The 23,453-nt window shown below is 70.1% G+C and carries 25 protein-coding genes and 1 pseudogene; 16 read left to right on the forward strand and 10 right to left on the reverse strand.

Annotated elements, in window-relative coordinates:
- The first annotated feature begins 37 nt into the window (after positions 1-37).
- From ACIQ7D_RS07100 to ACIQ7D_RS07125, 6 genes are all read left to right on the forward strand, one after another.
- Positions 38-1,297 carry a sensor histidine kinase gene (locus ACIQ7D_RS07100; protein WP_403934446.1) on the forward strand — a complete coding sequence of 420 codons (1,260 nt, stop codon included), beginning with the start codon at positions 38-40 and terminating at the stop codon, positions 1,295-1,297.
- 4 nt (positions 1,298-1,301) lie between these two features.
- Entirely contained in the window at positions 1,302-1,946 is a 645-nt protein-coding gene (locus ACIQ7D_RS07105; protein ID WP_384996960.1) for a response regulator, read from the forward strand.
- 468 nt (positions 1,947-2,414) lie between these two features.
- Positions 2,415-2,579, forward strand: a complete 165-nt coding sequence (locus tag ACIQ7D_RS07110) for a hypothetical protein (protein ID WP_329828324.1) — start codon at positions 2,415-2,417, stop codon at positions 2,577-2,579.
- Between the two features lie 43 nt (positions 2,580-2,622).
- Complete coding sequence (locus ACIQ7D_RS07115) at positions 2,623-2,916, forward strand: Dabb family protein (RefSeq protein WP_403934450.1); 294 nt, start codon at positions 2,623-2,625, stop codon at positions 2,914-2,916.
- 176 nt (positions 2,917-3,092) lie between these two features.
- A complete protein-coding gene (locus ACIQ7D_RS07120) occupies positions 3,093-3,938 on the forward strand; it encodes an RNA polymerase sigma factor SigF (protein WP_403934453.1) in 846 nt (281 codons plus the stop codon).
- Between the two features lie 233 nt (positions 3,939-4,171).
- Entirely contained in the window at positions 4,172-5,053 is an 882-nt protein-coding gene (locus ACIQ7D_RS07125) for an RNA polymerase sigma factor SigF (RefSeq protein WP_385006962.1), read from the forward strand.
- Positions 5,054-5,253: 200 nt separating this feature from the next.
- On the opposite strand, the gene ACIQ7D_RS07130 is transcribed toward ACIQ7D_RS07125, so the two are convergent.
- Positions 5,254-5,463: a hypothetical protein gene (locus ACIQ7D_RS07130; RefSeq protein ID WP_403934456.1), complete on the reverse strand. Its 210-nt coding sequence runs from the start codon at positions 5,461-5,463 to the stop codon at positions 5,254-5,256.
- A gap of 253 nt (positions 5,464-5,716) precedes the next feature.
- Here ACIQ7D_RS07130 and ACIQ7D_RS07135 point away from each other — a divergent pair, with 253 nt between their 5' ends.
- The 4 genes from ACIQ7D_RS07135 (at position 5,717) to ACIQ7D_RS07150 (ending at position 10,322) form a co-directional block, all read left to right on the forward strand.
- A complete protein-coding gene (locus ACIQ7D_RS07135) occupies positions 5,717-6,253 on the forward strand; it encodes a MarR family winged helix-turn-helix transcriptional regulator (protein WP_403934459.1) in 537 nt (178 codons plus the stop codon).
- Between the two features lie 13 nt (positions 6,254-6,266).
- On the forward strand, positions 6,267-8,834 hold the full coding sequence (locus tag ACIQ7D_RS07140; RefSeq protein ID WP_403934462.1) for an MFS transporter: 2,568 nt from the start codon (positions 6,267-6,269) through the stop codon (positions 8,832-8,834).
- Positions 8,835-8,942: 108 nt separating this feature from the next.
- A complete protein-coding gene (locus ACIQ7D_RS07145; protein ID WP_403934465.1) occupies positions 8,943-9,770 on the forward strand; it encodes a YceI family protein in 828 nt (275 codons plus the stop codon).
- Between the two features lie 87 nt (positions 9,771-9,857).
- Positions 9,858-10,322: a PPOX class F420-dependent oxidoreductase gene (locus ACIQ7D_RS07150; RefSeq protein ID WP_403934468.1), complete on the forward strand. Its 465-nt coding sequence runs from the start codon at positions 9,858-9,860 to the stop codon at positions 10,320-10,322.
- Between the two features lie 353 nt (positions 10,323-10,675).
- On the opposite strand, the gene ACIQ7D_RS07155 is transcribed toward ACIQ7D_RS07150, so the two are convergent.
- Together ACIQ7D_RS07155 and ACIQ7D_RS07160 are read right to left on the reverse strand one after the other, a co-directional pair.
- Positions 10,676-10,933, reverse strand: coding sequence for a hypothetical protein (locus tag ACIQ7D_RS07155; protein WP_403934471.1), 258 nt, complete (start codon positions 10,931-10,933; stop codon positions 10,676-10,678).
- Positions 10,930-11,166 carry a hypothetical protein gene (locus ACIQ7D_RS07160; RefSeq protein WP_403934474.1) on the reverse strand — a complete coding sequence of 79 codons (237 nt, stop codon included), beginning with the start codon at positions 11,164-11,166 and terminating at the stop codon, positions 10,930-10,932. Before ACIQ7D_RS07160 ends, ACIQ7D_RS07155 begins: the two co-directional genes overlap by 4 nt.
- A 345-nt stretch (positions 11,167-11,511) precedes the next feature.
- On the opposite strand from ACIQ7D_RS07160, the pseudogene ACIQ7D_RS07165 reads away from it, so the two are divergent.
- Together ACIQ7D_RS07165 and ACIQ7D_RS07170 are read left to right on the forward strand one after the other, a co-directional pair.
- Positions 11,512-12,234 (forward strand): annotated as a pseudogene (locus tag ACIQ7D_RS07165) (Scr1 family TA system antitoxin-like transcriptional regulator); the annotation flags it as partial.
- Positions 12,235-12,313: 79 nt separating this feature from the next.
- A complete protein-coding gene (locus ACIQ7D_RS07170; RefSeq protein WP_403934477.1) occupies positions 12,314-12,535 on the forward strand; it encodes a DUF397 domain-containing protein in 222 nt (73 codons plus the stop codon).
- Between the two features lie 208 nt (positions 12,536-12,743).
- Here the strand turns inward: ACIQ7D_RS07170 and ACIQ7D_RS07175 are convergent, their stop codons facing one another.
- Both ACIQ7D_RS07175 and ACIQ7D_RS07180 read right to left on the reverse strand, forming a co-directional pair.
- Positions 12,744-12,983, reverse strand: a complete 240-nt coding sequence (locus ACIQ7D_RS07175; protein ID WP_403934480.1) for a hypothetical protein — start codon at positions 12,981-12,983, stop codon at positions 12,744-12,746.
- The gene (locus ACIQ7D_RS07180) at positions 12,980-13,180 is read right to left on the reverse strand and encodes a hypothetical protein (protein WP_403934483.1); all 201 of its coding nucleotides are present in this window, start codon (positions 13,178-13,180) and stop codon (positions 12,980-12,982) included. The genes ACIQ7D_RS07175 and ACIQ7D_RS07180 overlap by 4 nt, the downstream gene beginning before the upstream one ends.
- 172 nt (positions 13,181-13,352) lie before the next feature.
- Here ACIQ7D_RS07180 and ACIQ7D_RS07185 point away from each other — a divergent pair, with 172 nt between their 5' ends.
- Positions 13,353-14,087 carry a DUF6879 family protein gene (locus ACIQ7D_RS07185; protein ID WP_403934486.1) on the forward strand — a complete coding sequence of 245 codons (735 nt, stop codon included), beginning with the start codon at positions 13,353-13,355 and terminating at the stop codon, positions 14,085-14,087.
- A gap of 10 nt (positions 14,088-14,097) precedes the next feature.
- Positions 14,098-14,949, forward strand: coding sequence for a helix-turn-helix domain-containing protein (locus tag ACIQ7D_RS07190; RefSeq protein ID WP_403934489.1), 852 nt, complete (start codon positions 14,098-14,100; stop codon positions 14,947-14,949).
- A gap of 64 nt (positions 14,950-15,013) precedes the next feature.
- Here the strand turns inward: ACIQ7D_RS07190 and ACIQ7D_RS07195 are convergent, their stop codons facing one another.
- Positions 15,014-15,451, reverse strand: coding sequence for a hypothetical protein (locus tag ACIQ7D_RS07195; RefSeq protein WP_403934492.1), 438 nt, complete (start codon positions 15,449-15,451; stop codon positions 15,014-15,016).
- Between the two features lie 49 nt (positions 15,452-15,500).
- Between ACIQ7D_RS07195 and ACIQ7D_RS07200 the strand changes: the two genes are divergently transcribed.
- On the forward strand, positions 15,501-15,968 hold the full coding sequence (locus ACIQ7D_RS07200; RefSeq protein WP_403935052.1) for an NUDIX hydrolase: 468 nt from the start codon (positions 15,501-15,503) through the stop codon (positions 15,966-15,968).
- Positions 15,969-16,322: 354 nt separating this feature from the next.
- Entirely contained in the window at positions 16,323-17,294 is a 972-nt protein-coding gene (locus tag ACIQ7D_RS07205) for a hypothetical protein (RefSeq protein WP_403934495.1), read from the forward strand.
- 79 nt (positions 17,295-17,373) lie between these two features.
- On the opposite strand, the gene ACIQ7D_RS07210 is transcribed toward ACIQ7D_RS07205, so the two are convergent.
- From ACIQ7D_RS07210 to ACIQ7D_RS07225, 4 genes are all read right to left on the reverse strand, one after another.
- On the reverse strand, positions 17,374-18,198 hold the full coding sequence (locus tag ACIQ7D_RS07210; RefSeq protein WP_403934498.1) for a TetR/AcrR family transcriptional regulator: 825 nt from the start codon (positions 18,196-18,198) through the stop codon (positions 17,374-17,376).
- A gap of 44 nt (positions 18,199-18,242) precedes the next feature.
- The gene (locus ACIQ7D_RS07215) at positions 18,243-19,796 is read right to left on the reverse strand and encodes an MFS transporter (RefSeq protein ID WP_403934501.1); all 1,554 of its coding nucleotides are present in this window, start codon (positions 19,794-19,796) and stop codon (positions 18,243-18,245) included.
- A gap of 121 nt (positions 19,797-19,917) precedes the next feature.
- Positions 19,918-22,080 (reverse strand): glycosyltransferase family 39 protein, encoded by a 2,163-nt coding sequence (locus ACIQ7D_RS07220; RefSeq protein WP_403934505.1) that lies wholly within the window; start codon positions 22,078-22,080, stop codon positions 19,918-19,920.
- Positions 22,077-23,432, reverse strand: coding sequence for a glycosyltransferase (locus ACIQ7D_RS07225; RefSeq protein WP_403934508.1), 1,356 nt, complete (start codon positions 23,430-23,432; stop codon positions 22,077-22,079). The genes ACIQ7D_RS07220 and ACIQ7D_RS07225 overlap by 4 nt, the downstream gene beginning before the upstream one ends.
- Between the last annotated feature and the right edge of the window lie 21 nt (positions 23,433-23,453).

The raw sequence follows: 23,453 nt of genomic DNA on the forward strand, positions 1-23,453 counted from the left end.
CAACTCCACCATGCGCGTGCCAGGGAGCAGCCCCGACGTGACCGACCCCGTCCCGGGCCGACAGCGGCCCCGGCTCCAGACATGGGCGCGGGAGATACCCCGGCAGGTGAAGTTCCTTGCGATCGGCGCCGGTTCCGGCATCGCCGCCTGGTTCGCCCTCATCGCGCTCTTCCTGAGCGTGGCGCCGCTCGTCACACTGCCGCTGCTGCCCCGTACCGCCCGGGCGATCCGCCGCCTCGCCGCGTTCGAACGGCGCCGTACCGGCGACTTCCTCGGTACGCCGATCCCGCCGCCCGCGCGGGAGACCGCCGACGGGAACACCGGCGAGAACGCCGACATCACCGCCGTACTGACCAGCCCCGGCACCCGCCGCGACATCGGCTGGCTGACCCTCCAGGCCACGCTCGGCACACTGACCGGCCTGGTGGGCGTCGGGGCGCCGGCGGGCGTGGTGCAGAACGTGGCGATCGCCGTGCTCTGGCCCGTCGTCCCGATCGCCGAGACCACTCTGGGCGTCCCGGTCGACTCGTGGGGCGGCGCCGGTCTCGCGCTGGCCACCGCCGCCGGGTACGGGGTGTTCGGCCTGCTCCTCGTCCCGCCGCTGGCCCGCTGGTACGCACGGGTCGGCGCCGCGCGGCTCGCGCCCCCGAAGACCTCGCTCGTGGCGCGCCTGGCCGAGGTCACCGCCACCCGGGCCGCCGCGCTCGAAGCGCACGGCACCGAGCTGCGCCGTATCGAACGCAACCTCCACGACGGCACGCAGAACCGGCTCGTCGCCGTCGTCATGCACCTCGGCATGGTCGAGCGCGCCCTGCACCGCGACCCCGCGTCCGCCCTGCCCATGGTGCTCACCGCCCAGAACGCGGCCACCGAAGCACTCGGCGAGCTGCGCGAGGTGGTCCGCTCCATCTATCCGCCCGTGCTGACCGACCGCGGGCTCTCCGGCGCGGTGGCGGCGCTGGTCTCGAACTGCGCGATCGACTGCACGCTCGACGCGGGGGAGCTGCCGCGCGCCCCCGCCGCGGTCGAGGCCGCCGCCTACTTCGTGGTGGCCGAAGCGCTCACCAACGCCGTCAAGCACAGCGGGGCGCGGCAGATCGCCGTGGCGCTCCACACCGACGGCGACCTGCTCACCGTCGAGGTCACGGACGACGGCCGCGGCGGCGCCGACGAAGCCCTCGGCACCGGGCTCGTCGGGATCGAGCGCCGCGTCGCCGCGTTCGACGGTACGACCCGGCTCACCAGCCCGCGCGGCGGCCCCACCGTGCTGCGCGCCGACATCCCCCTAGGAGTGTGAGCCCGTGCGCATCGTGATCGCCGAGGACGACGCCCTGCTGCGGGCCGGCCTCACCCATCTGCTGCGCGCCGAGGGCATCGAGGTCAGCTCCGCCGTCGACAACGGCACCGACCTGCTGGCCGCCGTCGCCGCCGACCGGCCCGACGTCGCGCTCGTGGACGTACGGATGCCGCCGACCTACCGCGACGAGGGGCTGCGCGCCGCCGTGGAGGCGCGGCGCCGGCAGCCGGGGCTCGCGGTGCTCGTCCTGTCGGCGCACGTCGAGGACAGTTATGCCACCGAGCTGCTGGCCGACGGCAGCGGCGGGGTGGGCTATCTGCTCAAGGAGCGGGTGGGGAAGGTCACCGACTTCCTCGACGCGCTCCAGCGGGTGGCCGACGGCGGTACGGCGATGGACCCGGAGGTCGTCGCCCAGTTGCTGGTACGCCGCCGGGCCGACGACCCGCTGCACAGTCTGACCCCGCGCGAGCGCGAGGTGCTGGGGCTGATGGCGGAGGGCCACTCGAACGCGACGATCGCCGGTCTGCTGACCGTCTCCGCGGGCGCGGTGCACAAACACATCGGCAACATCTTCACCAAGTTGGGGCTGCCCACGACGGACGCCGGCCACCGGCGCGTACTGGCCGTACTCGCCTACCTGCGGGCATAACTCCTCCCGGGGGTGTACTCAGCACCACCCCCCATACGCCGGCGCGCGGGATTACGGCCGCACCGGGGCGGCGGAAAGACTGAGACGACGCGGTGGACAGCGCGCTCTGCCGCTGAGACCGAGGTGAGCGAACTCGGAGGAGGCCTGGCGGGGGGAGCGGCGTCGGGGGGGATGAAGCCGCTCCCCCCGGGGAACCGGCCCCTTGGGCCCGCACCGCGTCAGGGGGGAGTGCGCGGCACGGGCCCCGCAGAGGGGGGCCGGTTCGTCGCCCGCGGACTCTTGCCGGATCCGCGGGACGCATCTCCATCGTGCGGCCCGCCGGGATCCGTACAACCCGGCAAAGGACCCGGACTTCCGGGCCCTTGGTCCATAAATGCCGTATCAAGGGAAAAGCAGCCTCAGGCCATTGCCGTTCATACGGTTAGACTCTCGCGACCGCACGTGGGGAGACCGGGAAGGAAGCGGCCGATGGGGCAAGCGAAGAAGATCGTGCTGTACGGGCTCACCGTCTTCGTGCTGTACACGATCATCACCTCCCCCGACCGGGCCGCGGACCTCGTCCAGGTAGGGTTCGAGGGCATTTCGAGCGCCGCGCAGGGCGTCGGGGACTTTATGTCAGCGCTCATCAACTAGCCGCCGCCCCGGACGCGGCGCCGTCCACCCCAAGGAGCGCCCCTTGATCCGCCATCTGGTCCTCTTCAAGCTCGGCGAAGGCGTCTCGCGCGACGAGCCGCGGGTGGCCGCGGGCGCCCGGGCCTTCGTGGAGCTGGGCGGGCAGGTCCCGGAGGTGGAGTTCTGGGAGTGCGCCTGGAACATCACCGACCGCCCGATCGCCTACGACTTCGCGATCAACTCGGCCGTCCCCGATCGCGACGCTCTCCAGCGCTATCTCGACCATCCGGCACACCAGGCAGCCGTCGCACAGTGGCGCGAATTCGCCACCTGGGTGATCGCCGACTACGAGTTCTGAGCCGTTCACCCACCTCGCCCCACACCTCCCCGGTGTGGGGTTTTTGGGTTTATTACCCCATCTCACCGTCAACACGGTTTTTTCGGGTGCTTGCACACAGTGGACATGTCTTGTGATGCTATGACCGCTTTTGACGGATGAGTTGACGTAGTCGACCGCAGAGGGGTGGCGTCACCGTGCCGGCCAGTACTACGCCTCAAGTGCCGCCCCAGATCGAAACCGAACGCCGGACCGAGCCCGAGCAGCGCACGGCACAGAGCCGCGGCGCGGACACCCGGGCGCTCACCCAGGTCCTCTTCGGCGAGCTGAAAGGGCTGGAGCCCGGCACCAGGGAGCACGCCCGCGTGCGCGGAGCGCTCATCGAGGCGAACCTGCCGCTCGTGCGCTACGCCGCCGCCCGCTTCCGCAGCCGTAACGAGCCGATGGAGGACGTCGTCCAGGTCGGCACGATCGGCCTGATCAACGCCATCGACCGGTTCGACCCGGAACGCGGCGTCCAGTTCCCCACCTTCGCGATGCCGACCGTCGTCGGCGAGATCAAACGCTACTTCCGGGACAACGTACGGACGGTCCATGTGCCGCGCCGGCTCCACGAGCTGTGGGTCCAGGTCACCGGCGCCACCGAGGACCTGACGACGGCCCACGGCCGCTCCCCCACCACCGCCGAGATCGCCGAGCGGCTGAAGATCTCCGAGGAGGAGGTGCTCGCCTGCATCGAGGCCGGCCGCTCGTACCACGCGACCTCCCTGGAGGCCGCACAGGAGGGCGACGGGCTCCCCGGGCTGCTGGACCGGCTCGGCTACGAGGATCCCGCGCTGGCCGGGGTGGAGCACCGCGACCTGGTCCGGCATCTGCTGGTGCAACTGCCGGAACGCGAGCAGCGGATCCTGATGCTCCGGTACTACAACAACCTGACACAGTCACAGATCAGCCAGGAGCTGGGCGTATCCCAGATGCATGTGTCAAGGCTTCTCGCGCGCAGCTTCGCCAGGTTGCGATCCGCAAATCGGATCGAGGCATAACCCCCAGGGGTAGAACCCCCGACCTTCCTCCTCCATGACGAAATACCCCATACCACTCCTTAACGGGACGTACCCAGCACCCAGATGTCGACTTGTCACTACAGCGTGTTGCCGACATGTGACATTCTGCTGGAACCGCGTTTGCCGCGGCCTCGGCACCGGTATTCAGGTGGAGGCTGCGTTCCTCCGACGGGAGCGGCCGACGCGACCGTCCGCGACCTCAAGGGGGTGGCATGTCCGTAGAACAGGGCAGCTCGAAGGTGCTCACGCTCACGAAGAGCGCTCCCGCGCCCGATGCTCTCGACCATGTGGACCAGGACCATGTGGTCCAGCCACGGGCGTCCCAGCCGGAAGCCATCGACACCCGTACTCTGTCCCGCTCCCTGTTCCTGCGGCTCGCCGTGCTCGACCAGGACAGCCCGGAGCGCACCTACGTACGCGACACCCTCATCGAGCTGAACCTGCCGCTGGTGCGGTACGCGGCGGCCCGGTTCCGCAGCCGTAACGAGCCGATGGAGGACATCGTCCAGGTCGGCACGATCGGGCTGATCAAGGCGATCGACCGGTTCGACTGCGAACGGGGCGTGGAATTCCCGACGTTCGCGATGCCGACCGTCGTCGGCGAGATCAAGCGCTTCTTCCGGGACACGTCCTGGTCGGTACGGGTGCCGCGGCGGCTCCAGGAGCTGCGTCTCGCGCTCACCAAGGCCAGCGACGAGCTGGCGCAGAAGCTGGACCGCTCCCCGACCGTGCCCGAACTCGCCGCCGTACTGGGCGTGTCCGAGGAGGACGTGGTCGACGGCCTCGCCGTCGGCAACGCGTACACGGCGTCCTCGCTGGACTCGCCCTCGCCGGAGGACGACGGCGGGGAGGGCTCGCTCGCGGACCGGCTCGGTTACGAGGACATGGCGCTGGAGGGCGTCGAGTACCGCGAGTCGCTGAAGCCGCTGCTCGCCAAACTCCCGCCCCGCGAACGGCAGATCATCATGCTGCGGTTCTTCGCGAACATGACCCAGTCGCAGATCGGCGAGGAGGTCGGCATCTCGCAGATGCATGTCTCGCGGCTGCTGACCCGTACGCTCGCGCAGTTGCGGGAAGGTCTGATCTCGGACTGAGGCACGCGGACCCCGCCCACCGTCCTGCCTTCGGGAGAGCCGGGCTCTCCGGAGAAGGCACCGGACGATGACGCGGGCGGGGTTCCGACATGACGAGTCCGACGGGGCCGCGGAGTCCCGCGTGCCCCTCGGTGCCACCGGTCCGGGTGGCGAAAGACGGTCCGGGTGGCGAGGACGGTCCGGGTGGCGAGGCCTCGGTGTCAGACGAAGGCCAGCCAGGCCACCACGGCCAGGACCACGACGGCCGCGACCACACCGACGATCACTCCGGTCTTCGGCCCGCTCTGCCGCGGAACCGGCTGCCGGCGCTCGGGCTCTCCGTCGTCGACGAACGCACGGAACATCTGGGTGCTGCCCGCCGGGTCAGGAGTTCCCTCGGGTCCCTGCGGGGCATGGGGGTTGTGTGCCATACGGCAGGACCCTAGCGAACCCGTGCGCCCCGCCCAACCCCGGGCCCGGGGCTGATGGCCGACCGAGGCCGTTCCGTACTCCGTGATCACCCCGGATCGGCCCCCGCGCTCCCCGTGATCTTGCCCATGACCTCCCGCATGCGAAGCCTTTTGGGTTCCTTTACCGCGAAGAGACCGATTTAGTTTGCCTTCAGCAACCAACTGATCCTATGGTCTTATGGTTGCCCTAAGCAACAAGATGTCGGGAGGGGCCATGGCGGCCGCACACAGCCAGTACGCGGAACTTTCCCGGCAGATCAGTGCCGTCGGAGCCGTCAAGCGAAGCCTCGCGCGGATTCTGCCCGCCGACTGCCCAGGTGGCTCCGCCGCCGCACTGACCCTGCTGGAACGGCACGGCGAGATGCGGATGAGCAAGCTCGCCGAGCTGCTGGCCGTCGACATGTCGGTGACCAGCAGACATGTCGCGCACGCCGCGGAACGTGGCTGGATCGAGCGGTTGCCCGACCCGGCCGACAAGCGTTCGCGCATCCTGCGGCTCACGCTCTCGGGGCGGGAACTCCTCGGTGAGCTGGACCGGCGGGTGACCGACATGTTCGCCCGGACGCTCGACGACTGGACCGACGACGAGGTCGGTCAGCTCAACGCACTGCTCGGCAGGTTGCGCAGCAGCTTCGGCGACTGCCGCGACCGGCACGAAGGCCGATACGAAGGCCGATACGAAAGCCGGCACGACGACCGGCACGACACACAAGACTCATACGCCCGTACACCCCTGCGGCAAGAGAAGTAAGACAAGGAATCACATGGCTACGACCACACCAACGGGTGTGCGGGGCGGCCACGCCAAGCGCGGCGGCGACCCCGCTCCCGCGAACGGTACGCCGATGTCACACCGTCAGATCATGGAGGCGCTCTCCGGGCTGCTGCTGGGGATGTTCGTCGCGATCCTCTCCTCGACGATCGTCTCCAACGCCCTTCCGGAGATCATCTCCGACCTCGGCGGCGGCCAGAGCGCCTACACCTGGGTGGTGACCGCGGCGCTGCTGTCGATGACCGCGTCCACCCCCATCTGGGGCAAGCTCGCCGACATCTTCAGCAAGAAGCTGCTGGTCCAGATAGCCCTGGTCATCTTTGTCCTGGGCTCGGCCGTGGCGGGTCTCTCGCAGAACGCCGGAATGCTGATCGCCTGCCGGGTGGTCCAGGGCATCGGCGTCGGCGGGCTCTCCGCGCTCGCCCAGATCGTCATGGCCGCGATGATCGCCCCGCGCGAGCGCGGCAGGTACAGCGGCTACCTCGGTGCGACCTTCGCCGTCGCGACCGTCGGCGGCCCGCTCCTCGGCGGTGTCATCACCGACACCTCCTGGCTGGGCTGGCGCTGGTGCTTCTACGTCGGCGTGCCGTTCGCGGTCCTCGCGCTGATCGTCCTCCAGAAGACCCTGAAGCTCCCCGTCGTCAAGCGCGAGGTCAAGGTCGACTGGGGCGGCGCCTTCTTCATCAGCGCGGCCGTCTCGCTGCTGCTCCTCTGGGTGACCTTCGCGGGCGACAAGTACGACTGGATCTCGTGGCAGACGTACGCCATGGTCGGCGGCTCGGTCCTGCTCGGCGCGATCTTCATCCTCATCGAGTCCAGGGCCAAGGAACCGATCATCCCCCTGCGGCTGTTCCGTAACCGCACCATCACCCTCGCCTCGCTGGCCTCGCTCTTCGTCGGGGTCGCGATGTTCGCGGGCACCATCTTCTTCAGCCAGTACTTCCAGCTCGCCCGGGGCAAGTCGCCGACGATGTCCGGCGTCATGACCATCCCGATGATCGGCGGACTGTTCCTCTCGTCCACGATCTCGGGCCAGGTCATCACCAAGACAGGCCGCTGGAAGATATGGCTGGTCAGCGGTGGCGCGCTCACCACGGCCGGACTGGCGCTGCTGGGCACGATCCGGTACGACACCCCGTACTGGCACGTGGCCGTCTACATGGCGGTCATGGGGCTCGGCGTCGGCATGATGATGCAGAACCTGGTCCTCGCCACGCAGAACCAGGTCGCTCCTCAGGACCTCGGCTCCGCCAGCTCCACCGTCACCTTCTTCCGCTCGCTGGGCGGCGCGGTCGGCGTCTCGGTGCTGGGCGCGGTGCTCGGCAACCGGATCACGCACTACGTGAAGGAGGGCCTGGCCGACCTCGGTCCGCAGGGCGCGGCCCTGGGCCACGCCGGTACGGGCGGTGGCGGTATCCCGGACCTCGCCGCGCTGCCCGCGCCGCTGCGCCCGGTCATCGAGGCGGCGTACGGGCACGGTGTCGCGAACGTCTTCCTGTACGCGGCTCCGGCGGCGCTGATCGCGTTCATCCTGACGCTGTTCATCAAGGAGGTCGCGCTGAAGACCCGGGCGGGGGACGACAGCTCCGAGAGCGCCCCGGTCACCGCCGGGATCGCCCCCGAGCCGGTCGCGGTCAGCGCCGGAGCGACGGTGGCGGCAGCGGTACCCGCCGCCTCCGTGGCCCCGATGGCGTCCCTGAGCGCCGAAACCGCACCCGCCGCGCCCTCCGCACTCTCCGCGGCACCGGCGGCGGCCACCACGACGGCGCTGATCACCGCGTCGGCCGGCACCCCCGGCTCCGGCGTGCGCGGTGCGGTGCTCGGCTCCGAGGGCGCCCCGGTGCCCCGCGCCGCCGTCACCCTGATCTCCCTGGCCGGACGCCAGTTGGCCCGCTCGGTCGCCCAGGCCGACGGCGGCTACTCGCTGGACGCGCCGGGCGCGGGCTCGTACGTCCTGATCGCCTCCGCCGACGGCTTCCAGCCGCAGGCGTCCACGGTGGTCGTCGGCGACGAGCCGCTCGCGTACGACATCCTGCTCTCCGGTACGAGCGGCCTCACCGGGACCGTGCGCGCCGCCGAGAGCGGTACGGCCGTCGAGGGCGCGATGGTCATCGTCACCGATGTACGCGGCGACGTACTGGCCACCGGGAAGTCCACCGAGGGGGGCGAGTTCGCGTTCGGCGAGCTGATCCCCGGCGCGGTGACGGTCGCGGTGAACGCGGCGGGCTTCCGTCCGCAGGCACTGCCGGTGGAGATCGGCGGCCAGGGCGTCACCCGTGTCGACATCGCGCTCCAGGCCGGTGCCCTGGTCCAGGGCACCGTCCGGGCGGGCGCCGACCGGCGGCCCGCGCAGGACGCGCGGGTGACGCTGGTGGACGCGGCCGGGAACGTCGTCGCCACGGCGACGACCGGGGACGACGGGGCGTACGCCTTCGCCGACCTGGACTCGGGCGAGTACACGGTGATCGCCACCGGATACCCTCCGGTGGCCGGTGCGCTGACGGTCGCGGGACGCGGGATCGACGGCCACGACATCGAACTCGCGCACCCCGGAGAGTAGTTCCCCCTCCCGCGCGCGGGGTGTCGGGCCGTACCCTGCCCGACACCCCCACGCCGGGGCCCTGTTGAGGGTGGCATCGGGATCCGCATGATCGAGGAGAGAACAGGGATGGGACTTCGCGGACAGGTAAGGACGCGCGACGGCTGGGCGGTCCAGCACGCGATCGTGACCATGACCGACATGACAGGCACACAGGTACTGCGGACGGGGGCGGACGAGGAAGGGGCCGTACGGGACGACTCGCCGCTCGTGCCGGGCCCGTACACGGTGGTCGTCACGGCCGTCGGCTACGCACCGGTCGCCTCCACCGCACTGGTCACCAGGACCGGCCGGGCGGACCTCGGCACGGTGACGCTGGCCCGGCAGGGCGGCGTCGAGCTGCCGCCGCCGGGGGTGTGGAGCATCGACCCGGCGCACTCGTCGGTGGGCGCGGTCGCCCAGCACCTGGGGATCTCCAGCGTTCGCGGGCGGTTCACCGAGTTCGGCGGCCGGATCGAGATCCTGGACACCGGCGGCGGGCCCGAGCAGGCGCGCGTCGAGGCGGTCATCAGCGCGGCGACCATCGACACCGGCAACGGACTGCGCGACAAGCACCTCAGGTCGCCGGACTTCCTGGACGTGGAGCGCTTCCCCGAAATCACGTACAGCGGTACGGGGGTGACCCCGGCGGGCCCGGACCGCTGGAAGGTGCACGGCCGGCTGGCGCTGCACGGCGTCGTACGGGACCTGGACCTCGACCTGAGCTATCTGGGCACGGGCCCGGACCCGTGGGGCGGCGTACGGGCGGCGTTCCACGCCACGACGGAGCTGCACCGCGCGGACTTCGCCATGAACTACAACCAGGTCGTGCAGGCGGGCATCGCGGCGATCGGGACCACGCTCAGGATCGAGCTGGAGATCCAGGCGGTGCGGGGCGAGAAACTGCCCGAGGTGTAGAGGTCCGCGCACCCTCTCCGCAACGCGGGAACGCCGACGGCCCCGGAGGTCCGCCTCCGGGGCCGTCGGCGTCATAGGCTGCGGACCATGGCACCGAACATCGCAACGAACACGACCGTGGATCTCGCCGGACTGCTGGAGTTCGTACGGCCCCGGCACCGCGCGATCCTGCTGACCACCCGCGCGGACGGCCGCCCGCAGGGCTCCCCGCTCTCCTGCGGGGTGGACGACTCGGGGCGCATCGTCGTCTCCACGTACCCCGGGCGCGCGAAGACGCGCAACGCCAAGCGGGACGAGCGGGTGAGCGTGATCGTCCTGTCGGACGACTGGAACGGCCCGTGGGTGCAGGTCGACGGCGCGGCCGAGGTCGTCGACTCCCCCGACTCGGTCGAGCCGCTGGTGGAGTACTACCGGAACATCGCGGGTGAGCACCCGGACTGGGACGAGTACCGGGCGGCGATGGTGAAGCAGGGCAAGTCGATCATCCGCATCACCCCGGAGCGCTGGAGCCCGGTCGCGACGGGCGGCTTCCCTGCGCACCTGGCGCCGTAGGCAGGGTCGTCGGAGGCAGGGTCGTCGGGAGGCCGTCCCATGGTCCCCGTCAGGGCTTCCCGCGGCTCCGCCCGGAACACCGGGAGGCTCCGTCAGCGTGTGAACGTGACGCCCGTCGCCGGAACGGGAACGGGAACGGGAACGAGTCCGGGAGACGGAGGCGGAACCGGTCGAACCAGCGGGGTTTGCGGTGTCTCCGGCGGCCGGGGCGTGGCGCGTGGCGCGGTAGTACGTACGCGGGTACGGGCGCGGGCAGTGCTCTGAGGGTGTACCGGCCGCTGAAATCGTCGGCGTCGAGGGCGAACTCCGTTCCCGCGAGGAGCCGTTCCTGTGCCGCTTTCTGTGCCTGGGGGTCATGGCACCAGGACCGGAGTGCGGTGGGTACGTCCGGAACGGGGGGGCTGTACGGGGACGAGTGTGCCCGGCGGAGCCCACCCGGCACCGGGGTCGGGGTCGAGGCCGTCGGCGATGCGCCGGGCCTGGTGGCGGAGGAAGGAGAGGGCGAACTCCGGTGATGCCGCCTGCCGGGCGGCGAGGACGACCCGTACCCCCGTACCGTTGACCGGTCCCTCGCAGACCACGGTCACGTGGTAGAGCCGCGCGGCGCTCATGTCCGCCGCCCGGCGTGGGGCCGCTGCTGCCGGTGGAGTCGCGCGAGGGCGGCGAGCTGGGTCCGTTCCCGCTCGGTCGCCGGGCGCAGCGCGATCAGCGCGGCCTGCCAGGCGTGCCCGGAGGGGCGGATAAGACAGACCACCGGTCCGGCGAACGAGCGGATGACACCCGGCATGTCCGTCCGCCGGTCGAACACGGCCATGCCGACCCGCAGATCGGGACCGGGCGTCATCCGGCGTCACCGGCCCGGCGGTGCGGGTGCGCCGCGATCTGGCGCGCGCAGTGGGCCGCGCTGGCCTCCCCGATACCGCGATGGGCGTTCTCCCGCCGCCTGTCCCACCAGTCGCACAGGTCACAACCGGGCACCGGGACCGGCCGCCAGGGACCACTGGCCGCTGTCCCGGCGGGTGGATCGTCTGTCATGTCTTCGCCCGTTGGTGGGACCGTCCGCTGATCCATACTCCGCGCCTCCAGCGCCTACGTATTGTGTTCGTCCGACTACAGATTCGGTGTCGGCGCGTAGTCTCAAAAGAGGCGGAGCGATTCCAAGCGGGATGTGAATACTGGGAGTTGCACCATGAACGACGAGTCGGAGACTCCGGCGGAGCAGTTCGGCAAGGAGATCAAGCACGCGAGGGAAGCCCGGGGGTGGTCCCAGACGGAGTTCGCCGACAAGCTGTTCTGCAAGCAGCCCTACGTGAGCAAGACGGAGAACGGGCAACTCCCGTCGGCCCAGTTCGCGGAGCAGTGCGACAAGGCGCTCGGCACGCCCGGTACGTACACCCGTATGCGACAGCGGGCCGCCGACGCGGGCAACCCCCTCTGGTTCATCCCCTACCTCCAGTTGGAGCGCGAGGTGGCAAGCATCTGCGACTACGCCGCCACCCGCGTCATGGGCATACTGCAAACCCCGGAGTACGCCGAAGCCGTTTTCAGGTCCGCCCGTCCGCAGGACTCGGCGGTCCAGATCAAGAAGCTGGTGGAAGACCGGATGCGGAGGCGGGAGGTGTTCGAAGCACCGAACCCGCCAGCGCTGTGGGTGATCCTGCACGAGGCGGTTCTCTGGTCCGGCGTGGGCGGCGCGGGCATCATGCGGGGGCAGCTTCAGCACCTGGTAGACGCGTCCGAGTCTCCGCACATCACTGTCCAGGTCTTTCCCTTCAGCGCGGGCACCGCGTCGCGAGCACTACCGTTTAAGGTGCTCACACGGCAGGACGGAACCGAAGCCCTGTACGAGGAGACCTACGTACGAGGGCAGGTGGAAGACTCCGCAGAAGCGGTAGCCGAAGCACGAGCGGCCTATGAGCGACTGCGCGCGGATGCCCTGTCACGCGATGACTCCCTCTCCCTCATCCGGCACGTTATGGAGGCGTACACCCATGACCCCCACCCCCGACCTCTCCCGCACGGAGTGGGTCAAGAGCAGCTACAGCGAAGGGAACGGCGGCGACTGCGTCGAATGGGCCCCCGAGTACGCAGCTTCCGGCGTCGTCCCCGTCCGTGACAGCAAGAACCCGAGCGGACCTGTTCTGGGCTTCCCCGTCAGCTCGTTCACGTCCTTCGTGGCGGGCCTCAAGGCCGGAGAGCTCGGCACCGTCTGATCCCCGGAACAACGCGTACCTGTTCGCCGGGCTCCGTCACCCTCTCCCGGGGTGACGGGTCCGGCTCGCCTCTCGGTCGGCGTCCGGTTCCGTGGGCGGTAAGCTGCCGTGCTCGGCCACTGGTCCCCCTCGTTGCTCCGGCTCCCCAAAGCCACCTGGCCGATGTGGTCACCGGGGCCAAGGAGGGCAGCCACCCTGGTTGGCTTTGTCACGACTCCGTCTCAACGGGCCGGATGCGCGCCAGTGGAACATCCCACTCGATCCCGCCACCCCTGGGCCGCATGTAGGCGGTTCGGCTGAGGAGCCGCCCGGACTCCTTGACGCGTTCCTCGATCACACCGACGAGTTCGCCGGTCCGGTCGTGCTGCGTGTCCTCGACGAGCGTTCCCGCCGGATAGGGCAGTTCGCCGTGGCTGAGCGTCGTCGGGGGCTTGTCGTATGCCGTCACTCTCGGCCCCCTCGCTGGAGTGCTCGGGCCAGGCGATCGGCCACGTCGGCGCGCACCCGCCCCAGCTCCACCAGCCGCAGTTGCGGTGACGCAGCGTCGACGCTCAGGGAGGGCAGGACGATCCCGGCTTCGGCCAATGCTGATCTCAGGGACTCCATCGCCACGAACGGGTCGATGTCCGGTTTTTTCGTAGGCATGAACGTGACTCTAGAAGTGGGGCGTTGGCTGACAGTAGGCTGTTTTCTCGTGTTTGCTCGACGCCTCGTCAAGATTGCGGGTGTTTTCTCCTGAACCCCGCCTGACCCCGTAGAAGCGAGCTGGACCCCCGGCCATGCTGTTGGATCAAGACCCCTGGAAGGGAGAGCGTCCATGGCTCGTCAGCTTCGCTTCACCGGCACAGACAGTAAGGTCGACGGCTGCCCCGCCCTGCACACAGACGAGGGAACCGGCGAGATCATTGTTCAAGGAACGCCCGTCACCGACCCGGAAGACCTCGCGCAGCTCAAGCACTTCGGGGTGGACGAGGCAGCGGTGGCCGTACCGCGCGAACTGCTCGTGAACTGGGGACCGAAGGAGATGGAGCGGGTGCCGGAACTGGTCGACCGGACCACTTTTCGGCGTCTGTTCGAGACCTTCCAGCACACCGCCTGGCGGCTGGAGACGCGACGCGGTTACGCGTCCGACCGTGAGGACCCCGACTTTCAGGAGTTCTTGGTCACCGGCTCCTCGCCCTGCGACCCCAACGAACCCTGGTTCGTCAACATCAAGGCCCAGACAGAGGCAGGCAAGCACGTCGGACGAGTGCGCGTCGCCGACAGCCCGATGACCACCGAACAACGGTTCTTGCTCGACTACGCCCGGCATAATGCGGCGGTCGGCGAGGACATCCGGTACCTGTGGCGTGAGGACGCGACCGACCTGCCCGCCGAAGACTTCTGGATCTTCGACTCGCGCTTGGTCGCGCTGCTGCACTTCGACGACGCCGACAACATCACGGGCATCGAGCTGATCACCGAACCGGCTGAGGTCGTCCGGTACGCCATCGTCCGTGACGCGGCGATGCACCACGCCGTGCCGTTCGACCAGTTCGCCCCGACCGAATGACGCGTGACCGGTGAGCACCGACTATCAGCAAGCCAGGGTGGCTTTGGGGGCGCGACTGCGCGAACTCCGGTTCACCTGCCCTGGTGGTCGGCTCACCGGTCAGCAGCTTGCCCAACGGCTCGACTGGCCCGGCTCCAAGGTCAGCAAGCTGGAAAACGGCAAGCAGACAGCCGCCCCCGAGGACCTGAGGGCGTGGGCCGACGCGACCGAGCAGCCGGGCGCGTACGCCGAGCTTGCCGGCCGGCTGGCGGGGTTCGAGTCCCACATCAGGTCATGGCGTCGCGCGCTGGCGAACGGCTTCAAGCCGCTGCACGAGGGGCTGAGCGCCGAGATCGACCGCACCTCGGAAATGTGGATCTGGGAAGAGTCGGTGATCCCGGGTCTGTTGCAGACCCCCGAGTACGCGCGCCACGTCATCCAGCGCTATTCCGAGCTGCTGGGCGGAGCCGGCGACGTTGAGGCCGCCGTGCGCTCCCGAGTGCAGCGGCAAGAGTGGCTGTACCGCCCCGGTCGCAACCTGCACGTCCTGATGTGGGAAGCCGCGTCACGATCACTGATCTGTCCGCCGCCCGTGCTGGCCGCCCAGCTCGACCGCCTTGCCGGCCTGCTCGGGATGGACACGGTCGAGCTCGGCATCATCCCGTTCACGGCCTCCGTCAAGATCGTGCCCGCCAACGGCTTCTGGGTCCTTGATGACCGTCTGGTGGTCGCCGAGGACTGGCACGCTGAGATGTGGTTGGACGATGCCGACAACATCGCCTTGTACTCGAAGGTCTGGGCCACCCTGCGCGAGTCGGCTGTGTTCGGAGCCGACGCCCACAACGTCATCAACGCCGCTCGCCATGCCCTGAAACTCCGTTGAGGCGAGGTTGGTTTCCTGCTTGCGGTGCCCCGGGGATCAGGCTCCCGGGGCACCGCGTGCTTGTTCAAAGCACGCCGAGTGACGTCAGCACCGCCATGCAGAGGATCACCCAGGCAGCCAACGCGCCACCGCCGTACAAGACAGCCTCGCCGGCGGAGGACCCGGGGGCATAGCTCAGTGGGCCCGCAACGATGGCGACGACTATGGAGATCAGAGCGCAGATGATGATGGGACCTTGATACCGAGAGACAGCTTCACTTCCGACCTTCCCGTGTGGGTGGTCGGAGTCCCTGCGGCATGCAGCGCTCAGCCCGAGAAGATCAAGGGGCAGCAGGGCATTGATGCGAAATATAGTGGAGGTAACGCCTACTTGTCTGTCTTTCGCTTCGATGACGACATGATCGTCACACCTTTGCTGACTCACAACGTGGGGCATGACGCCCCTACGCTGCATCTGCGTCGCTACCAGGACGACGGCATATTCGATCGCTTCGTCTCTCACGTTGAGGAACTGTGGAACCGGGGCGCTGCGGTATGGGGGGATGCTCATCATGGGTAGACGTGACTACGAGAACGATCCGAATGCCCCGACTGCCAATAGTCTGGTCCCGGCCGCATCAGTCGTTGTCGTTGACGATGCTGGGCGCGTGCTGCTCCAACGGCGAGTCGATAACGGCATGTGGGCGCTCCCCGGAGGAGCCATGCACATCGGGGAGTCTTTGCCCGACTGTGCAGTCAGGGAGACGCGCGAAGAAACCGGAATCCATATTGAGGTCATCGGCATTGTAGGCACGTACACCAATCCCCATCACGTATTCGCCTATGACGATGGTGAAGTGAGGCAAGAATTCTCCGTCTGCTTCCTTGGGCGTCCCGTATCTGGGCGGCTGGCCACTTCGGAGGAATCCACGGACGTTCGTTGGTTCAAGTCCGAAGAAGTGGACGCCCTTCCCATGGTCTCCAGCATCCGTAAACGCCTGGATGACTGGCGATTTGGTCACATGCCGGCAGCGCGGTAGCTGGTTGCGAATCGCACATGCGACACACCTGGGGCTTGAGCTTCGGGTTGCGGGCGAGGTTCTCGGGGGTGCTGAGCTGGTGGGGCGGAGGCGGTGGGGCGGCCCGGGGCTTGAGCTTCGGGGGTCGAGCCCTGCTTGTGAGGAGTGGTTGGTTCTTGTTTCCCACCCACCCTCCCTACCTCGGAGGTTGACGTTTCGCGATCGGGTTGCCACGCAGGGTGAGGAGCGTCTAGCGTGCCCCTGAACGTAAAAACGGCCTCCGCCCGGTGTTGTCGCACCTGACGGAGACCTCACCAGCTAGATCGGAACGTGATCCTTGTGGCTGCTTCGCAGTTTAGTGTTGCGCCGCCGCGCGTGCACACCGCTTCCCATCCGATGGCCAGTGCCGGGTACGGCAAGCGTTCGGTTGCCGGTCAACCGGCCGCCTCCGCAAGCGACTTCGCACTCCTGCCGGAGCGTGAGGGGGCCATCGCCGGGTTCATCGACAGGCTGCCCGACGGGGCCGATATCTCGGTGAAAGCGCTGGCCAAGGTGATGGATTACGGGCAGTGCGCCTTACGGACGGCTCTGAACTTCCTTGAGCGGGCCGGGCATTTGCTTCGGCGGCGGGAGTTGGCGGTCGGGCCGGGCGGTGGGCGGTGGGTCACCCGTACGTGGTTCTCCCGCACCGCCCGCGATGATGACTCCTGGGGTGCGCCAGTCGATGCGGGCGAGTCGGGTACGGGGGCGGCGAGCGTGGCGGCACCGGCCCCGGCGCCGGGGCGGGAGCCGGTTTCGGCCCCGGCCCCGGCCCGGACGCACGCCCCCGCCGCCCCCGCCCCGGCCCGGACGCACGCCCCCGCCGCCCCCGCTCCGGCCCCGGTCGCGGTGCCCGGTGCGCGGGTGGGGCGGTCACGCGGGTATCTCCTGCTCGCCTCGGTCGGGCGGCGGTGTCCCGCGCTGTCGTTGTCCGCCGCCGACTGCGCGGCGCTGGAGCCGCTGGCCGCCGAGTGGTTCGTCCGCGGGGCCGGGGAGGAGGACGTGCTGCGCGCCCTCACCGACGGGCTGCCCGTGCCCGTACACCACCCGGCCGGGCTCGTACGGTCCCGGCTCACCGCCAAGCTGCCGCCCGAGCCTGTGGATATGCCGGTGGTGTCGCATCGAGTGGCACCGGCCGTGGTGGAGTGCGGCACCTGCCGGGCACCGGCGCGGCCCGCGGCGCTGGTCGACGGGGAGTGCGGAGCCTGCCGGGGTGCGCCCGCGCCCGTACGCCACCCCGCCGCACTGCCACCGGACCAGGTCCGAGCCCGCGCCGCCGAAGTACGGAACGCCGCCACCCGCGCGTAAGGGCTGCGCCGGGCGAGGGCCCCGCACGGCGATGCCGAGGGCAGCGCGCCAACTGATGGACGGACTGACGGGCCGGGAGTCAGTCCCGGTCGGGACGCGGCGGGTCCGCGTCCTGGTCACGGGCGCGGTCCCGCATCGCCTCGATGCCCGCCACCAGGAGTTCCAGCGCGAAGGTGAAGTCCCGCTGGCGCATCTCCTCGACCGTGTCGCCGCCGCGCGCCGCCATGATCTCGCCCGCGTTGTCGAACGCCCCCTCGTACCCCGGCTGTTCCCCGACGGCCCCCATCGCCTGCCGGAAGTACGCGTCCTGGGACAGCCCGGCGTCCGCGCAGCGCTGGACGAAGTGGCCCTCGATGGTGCCGAATCCGTACACGAACTGGAAGACCGCGGCCAGCCCGCCCATCTGGTCCTGGCGCGCCAGTCCCGTACGGCCCAGGACCGCCTGGACGGCCGCGGAGAACTCCATCGAACGCGGGCCGATGTTCAGGAACTTGCCGACGAGCGGCGAGACCCAGTGGTGGCGGACGAGCACCGCCCGGTAGCTGGCGGCGAGTTCGCGCAGCTGGTCGCGCCAGTCGGCGTCCTCGTCCGTCAGGTCGGGGACGCGGACGTCGCCGAAGACCGTGTCGAGGGCGAGTTCGAGGAGGTCGTCCTTGGTGTCCACGTACCAGTAGAGGGACATCGCGGTCACCCCCAGCTCGGCGGCGAGCCGGCGCATGGAGAACTTCGCCGGGCCCTCCGCGTCGAGCAGCCGCACGGAGACGGCGGTGATGCGGTCGCGGTCGAGACCGTGGGGGTGGTCCGTACCCGTACCCGCGCTCCTGCGGCCACGGCCCGCCGGCTTCCCCTCCAGCCACACGCTGGTACGGACGGGGCGCTGGGCGCTGTCGGTTTCCGACACCATGGGTGAGCCTCCTCGTTTCCTCATGCTAGTGCCGCGACCAGGTGCTAGGCCGCCTCGGGCGTGGCGCCCGACGGTGCCCCTGACGGAGCGTCCGTACGCCCGTCCCCGGCCTCGTCCGTACGCGCCGCCCTGCGCAGCAGCAGCGCCGCCAGCAGCCCGCCCGCGAGGACGGCCACGGCGCCGACGAGCTGGCTGGTCTCCAGCCCCCGGGCGAACGCGTCCGAGATCCGCAGCCGCTCCGCCGCCCCGTCCGCCGCCGCGAGCGCCGCGGGCAGCGAGGCGGCGCCCACGGCCGCCGGTACGAGGGCGGCGAAGCGGGCGTTGAGGACCGCGCCCAGGACGGCGACGCCGAGGCCGTTGCCGAACTCGGCCAGTGTGCCGTTGATGCCCGCGCCGACCCCGGCCTTCTCCGGCGGGATCGCGCTCATGATGGCGTTGGCCATGGCCGGCATGGAGAGCGCCACGCCCGCGCCCATCACGACCAGCCCGAGCAGCATGCCGCCGTACCCGTGGGCGCCGAGCAGCGCGATCGAGGCGAGTCCGGCGGCCACCAGGGACATTCCGGTGGCGATGAGGCCCGGGGTGCCGATCCTCGGCAGCAGCCGCGCCGCGACGCCGAGGAGGTTGAGGACGATGACGGTGAGCGCGAGCGGCGCCGTCCGCAGACCGGCGTCGAGCGGCCCGTACCCCAGGACGAACTGGAGGTGCTGGGTCAGCAGGAAGAGCGAGCCGGTCATCCCGAAGGCGACCAGGACGGCGCCGCCGACCGCGCCGATGAAGCGCTGGTTACGGAAGAAACGCATGTCCAGCATGGGGTACGGGATCCGCAGCTCCCACAGGACGAAGGCGCCGAGGACCAGCACCCCGACGGCGGCGGCGAGCAGCACCTGTCCGGACGCCCAGCCGTGGTCGGGGCCCGAGATGATCGCGTACACGACGGCGGTCATCCCGATGGTGGAGAGCAGCGCGCCGAGCAGGTCGGGGCGGTCGCCCTCCTTGGTCCTCGACTCGGGTACGAGGGCGACGACCGCGATCAGACCGAGCACCGCGACGGGGATGTTGATCAGGAAGATCGCGCCCCACCAGAAGTGTTCGAGCATGACCCCGCCGAGCAGCGGACCGGCGGCGAACCCGAGGGAGTTGACGGTGGACCAGAGGCCGATCGCCTTGACGCGTTCGGTGTCGTCGAAGATCTGGACGACGACGGCGAGCGTGGTGGTGATCAGCAGCGCGCCGCCGACGCCCATCCCGGCGCGGGCGGCGATCAACTGCGCGCTGGTCCCCGAGAGTCCGGCCGCCAGGGAGCCGATCCCGAACAGCGCGAGCCCCGCGATCAGGAGCTTCTTGCGGCCGTAGCGGTCGGCGGCGTTGCCCGCGGTGAGCAGCAGGCCCGACTGGACGAGCGAGTAGGCGTTGACCATCCACTGGATGTCGGAGGTGGAGGCGCCCAGCTCACGGGTGAGGGAGGGGATCGCGACGCTGAGGATGGTGTTGTCCAGCAGCACGGTGATCTGGGCGAGGCAGATGACACCGAGGATGAGCCAGCGCTGGGGGTGACGGGCGGGGGCGGTCCGGTTCTCGGCGGCCGTCGTCGGCATGGGGTCTCCTTGAACGCCTTGTACGGTGTACGGGACTCATGTCGCCATACACCGTACAAGGGACTCCCTTACGCTGTACAGAGAGTCCTTCTGCCGTCCCTCGGACGGGTGAACCCGGAGGTCACGCCTTCCGCGTCAGGTCGTAGAGCGTGGTGCCGTCGACGGTGACCTTCTTGAAGGTGGCCTCCACCCAGGTCGTGAGGGAGGAGCCGCCGTTGCCGCCGGGGCCGCCGCCGCTGCCCGAGAGGAAGTAGTGGATCTTCCCGTCGGCCACGTACTTCTTGAACTGGGCGAGGGTCGGGGACGGGTCGCTGCCGTTGAAGCCGCCGATCGCCATGACCGGCTTTCCGGTGGCGAGCTGGTAGCCGGCGGCGTTCTGGGAGCCGACGGCCGCGGCGACCCAGGTGTAGTCGGAGGCGTTCTTCTTGAGGGCCGCCTCGACCTTGGTGGAGACGTTCTGGCCGTTGAGGAGGCCGCCCATGCCACCGCCGCCCATGCCACCGCGTTCACCTGCGGCGCCGCCGGGCATACCGCCCGGCATACCCCCGGCCTGCTGGCCGGTCTGACCGGTCTGGCCGGTCTGGCCGGTCTGGCCGGTCTGGCCGGTCTGCTGCTGGCCGTTCTGTGTGGGGGGCCGGCCCATGCCCTGGCCGCCGTTGCCCGTTCCCTGGCCCGCGCCCTGCCGGCCCGGCATCCCCATCCCGCCGCCGTCGCCACCGCCGGGACCGCCCCCAGGGCCGCCGCGACCGCCGCCGCCGAAGCCGCCCGTCGAGGCCGGGCCCGCCGTGACGATCGAGCCGGTGTGCGCGCTGTCGACCGTGGTCAGGGTGTACGCGAACGGTCCCGCCAGCGAGGCCACGACGGCCAGAGAGGCCGCTCCGAGCGCGAACCTCCGCCCCAGCCGCCCCACGCACAACAGCCCGCCCGCGGCCACCAGACCGCCGATCAGCACCGCCCAGCGCAGCCACGGCAGGTAGTCCGAGGTCCGGCCGAGCAGTACGAAGGCCCAGACAGCGGTCCCCGCGGCCGTCACCGCGAGCGCCGCCGACGCCGCGATGTGCGCCCGCTCCTCCCACAGCACCGCGACGCCCATACCGATGACGGCGGCGACGTACGGGGCCAGGGCGACCGTGTAGTACTGGTGGAAGATGCCGGCCATGAAGCTGAAGACGCCCATCGTCATCAGCAGCGCGCCGCCCCACACGAGGAACGCCGAGCGCGCCGTGTCCGTACGCGGGCTCCTGCGGGTGACGAGGAGTCCGGCGACGAGCAGGATCAGCGCGGCGGGCAGCAGCCAGGAGATCTGGCCGCCGACCTCGGAGTTGAACATCCGGCCGATGCCGGTCTCGCCCCACATGCCGCCACCGGCGCCACCGCCGCCGCCTCCGACGCTGCCGGTCTCGTTGCCGTTGATACGGCCGAGACCGTTGTAACCGAAGGTCAGCTCAAGGAAGGAGTTGTTCTGCGACCCGCCGATGTACGGGCGGGAGGACGCGGGCCACAGCTCCACGATCGCGACCCACCAGCCGCCGGCCACCACCATCGCGCCCGCCGCCAGGGCGAGCTGGCCGAGCCCGCGCCGCAGGGACGTGGGCGCGCAGACCGCGTACACCAGCGCCAGCGGCGGCAGGATCAGGAACGCCTGGAGCGTCTTCGTCAGGAAGGCGAAGCCGACCGCGACGCCCGCCCACACCAGCCACTTCGTCCGGCCGGCCTCCAGCGCGCGCAGCACGCAGTAGACGGTGACGGTCATGAGGAGCGCGAGCAGCGCGTCCGGGTTGTTGAAGCGGAACATCAGCGCGGCGACCGGCGTCAGCGCCAGCACGACACCCGCGGTGAGCCCGGCGACCGGGCTGAAACGGCGGCGTACGGCGGCGTACAGCACCGCGATCGTCCCGACGCCCATCAGCACCTCGGGCACCAGGATCTGCCACGAGCCGAGCCCGAAGAGCCGTACGGACAGGGCCATCGGCCAGAGCGCGGCCGGCGGCTTGTCGACGGTGATCGAGTTCGCGGCGTCGGAGGAGCCGAAGAAGAACGCCTTCCAGCTCTCGCTGCCCGCCTGGACCGCCGCGGAGTAGAAGGAGTTGGCGTACCCGGAGGCGCTCAGGTTCCAGAGCTGGAGGAGCGCGGTGGCCAGCAGGAGGGCGAACAGGGCCGGGCGCACCCAGGCCGGGTCCTCCTGCCTGCCCCGCCAGAGGCGGGCGGCGCGGCCGGCGCCGGCGCGGTGGACGGGGCCGTCCGCCGCCGGTACGAGCCCGTCGGGCTGAAGGGTCGTGGTCATCGGACGTTCCTTGAGTAGAGGGCGGCGGCGGAGTCGGCCGGGCTGTCGGCGGGACCGTCGGCGGACGCTTCGGTACGGGAGTTGACGGGGACGTGGGGGAGCTGCTCGTCGGCGCGCCGGTCCGGGAAGACCCAGGCGCGCAGGAGCAGGAAGCGCAGCACGGTCGCGGCGAGGTTGGCGGCGATCAGCACGGCCAGCTCGGTGGAGTGCGCGGTGTTGCCGCTGGCCGCGTCCAGGGCCGCCAGTGAACCGCTGGTCAGGGCGAGACCGATCGCGAAGACGACCAGGCCCTGGGCCTGGTGGCGGACGGCGCCGTCCCGGCCGCGTACCCCGAAGGTGAGCCTCCGGTTGGCGGCGGTGTTGGCGATCGCCGAGACCAGCAGCGCGGCGGCGTTGGCGATTTGTGGCCCGGCCATGGTTCGGAAGAGCGAATACAGGACAAGATAGAACAGCGTGGACAGGGCGCCCACGACACAGAAGCCGACCAGTTGCCTGGCGAGACCGCCGGGAACCCCAGGAAGCCGGCGGTCCCTCGGGTCGTCCCCGAAGGGCCTCGCGAGCCGGTCCAGAGGCAGCGCGCCCACCGCGAGCGCACGCCCCACCCGCCAGACGCCCTTCAGATCCTCGGTCGCGGTGCTGATGATGTGCACCGTGCTGTCGGGGTCGTCGATCCAGTCGACCGGCACCTCATGGATCCGCAGTCCGGCGCGCTCGGCGAGCACCAGCATCTCCGTGTCGAAGAACCAGCCGGTGTCCTCGACCATCGGCAGCAGCCGCTGGGCGACATCGCGCCGTATCGCCTTGAACCCGCACTGGGCATCACTGAACCGGGCCGACAGAGAGGACTTGAGGATGAGGTTGTAGGCCCGTGAGATGAACTCGCGCTTGGGGCCGCGCACGACCCGCGACGACCGGGAGAGCCGGGACCCGATCGCCAGATCGGAGTGCCCGGAGATCAGGGGGGCGACCAGCGGCAGCAGCGCGTTCAGGTCGGTGGACAGGTCCACGTCCATATAGGCGAGGACGGGCGAGTCGGAGTGCGACCAGACGGTACGGAGCGCCCTCCCGCGCCCTTTCTGCTCCAGTCGGTACGCCCGTACCTCCGGCAGCTCCGCGTCCAGCCGGGCGGAGACTTCTGTAGTGCGGTCGGTGCTCGCGTTGTCCGCGATCGTGATGCGGAAGCTGTACGGGAAGGTACGGGCGAGATGGCCGTGCAGGCGCCGCACACATGGTTCGAGGTCCTGCTCCTCGTTGTAGACGGGAATGGTCACATCGAGTACGGGGGCCTCGGTCACCTCGACCGGGAGGTGCTCCCGGGCCGGGAGGGCGCCCCATGAAGTGTCGGTTCGCATGGTGAGAACACTCGCGAGGCG

It is taken from the genome of Streptomyces sp. NPDC096310 (assembly GCF_044763125.1).
In the GTDB taxonomy this organism is placed as follows: Bacteria; Actinomycetota; Actinomycetes; order Streptomycetales; family Streptomycetaceae; genus Streptomyces.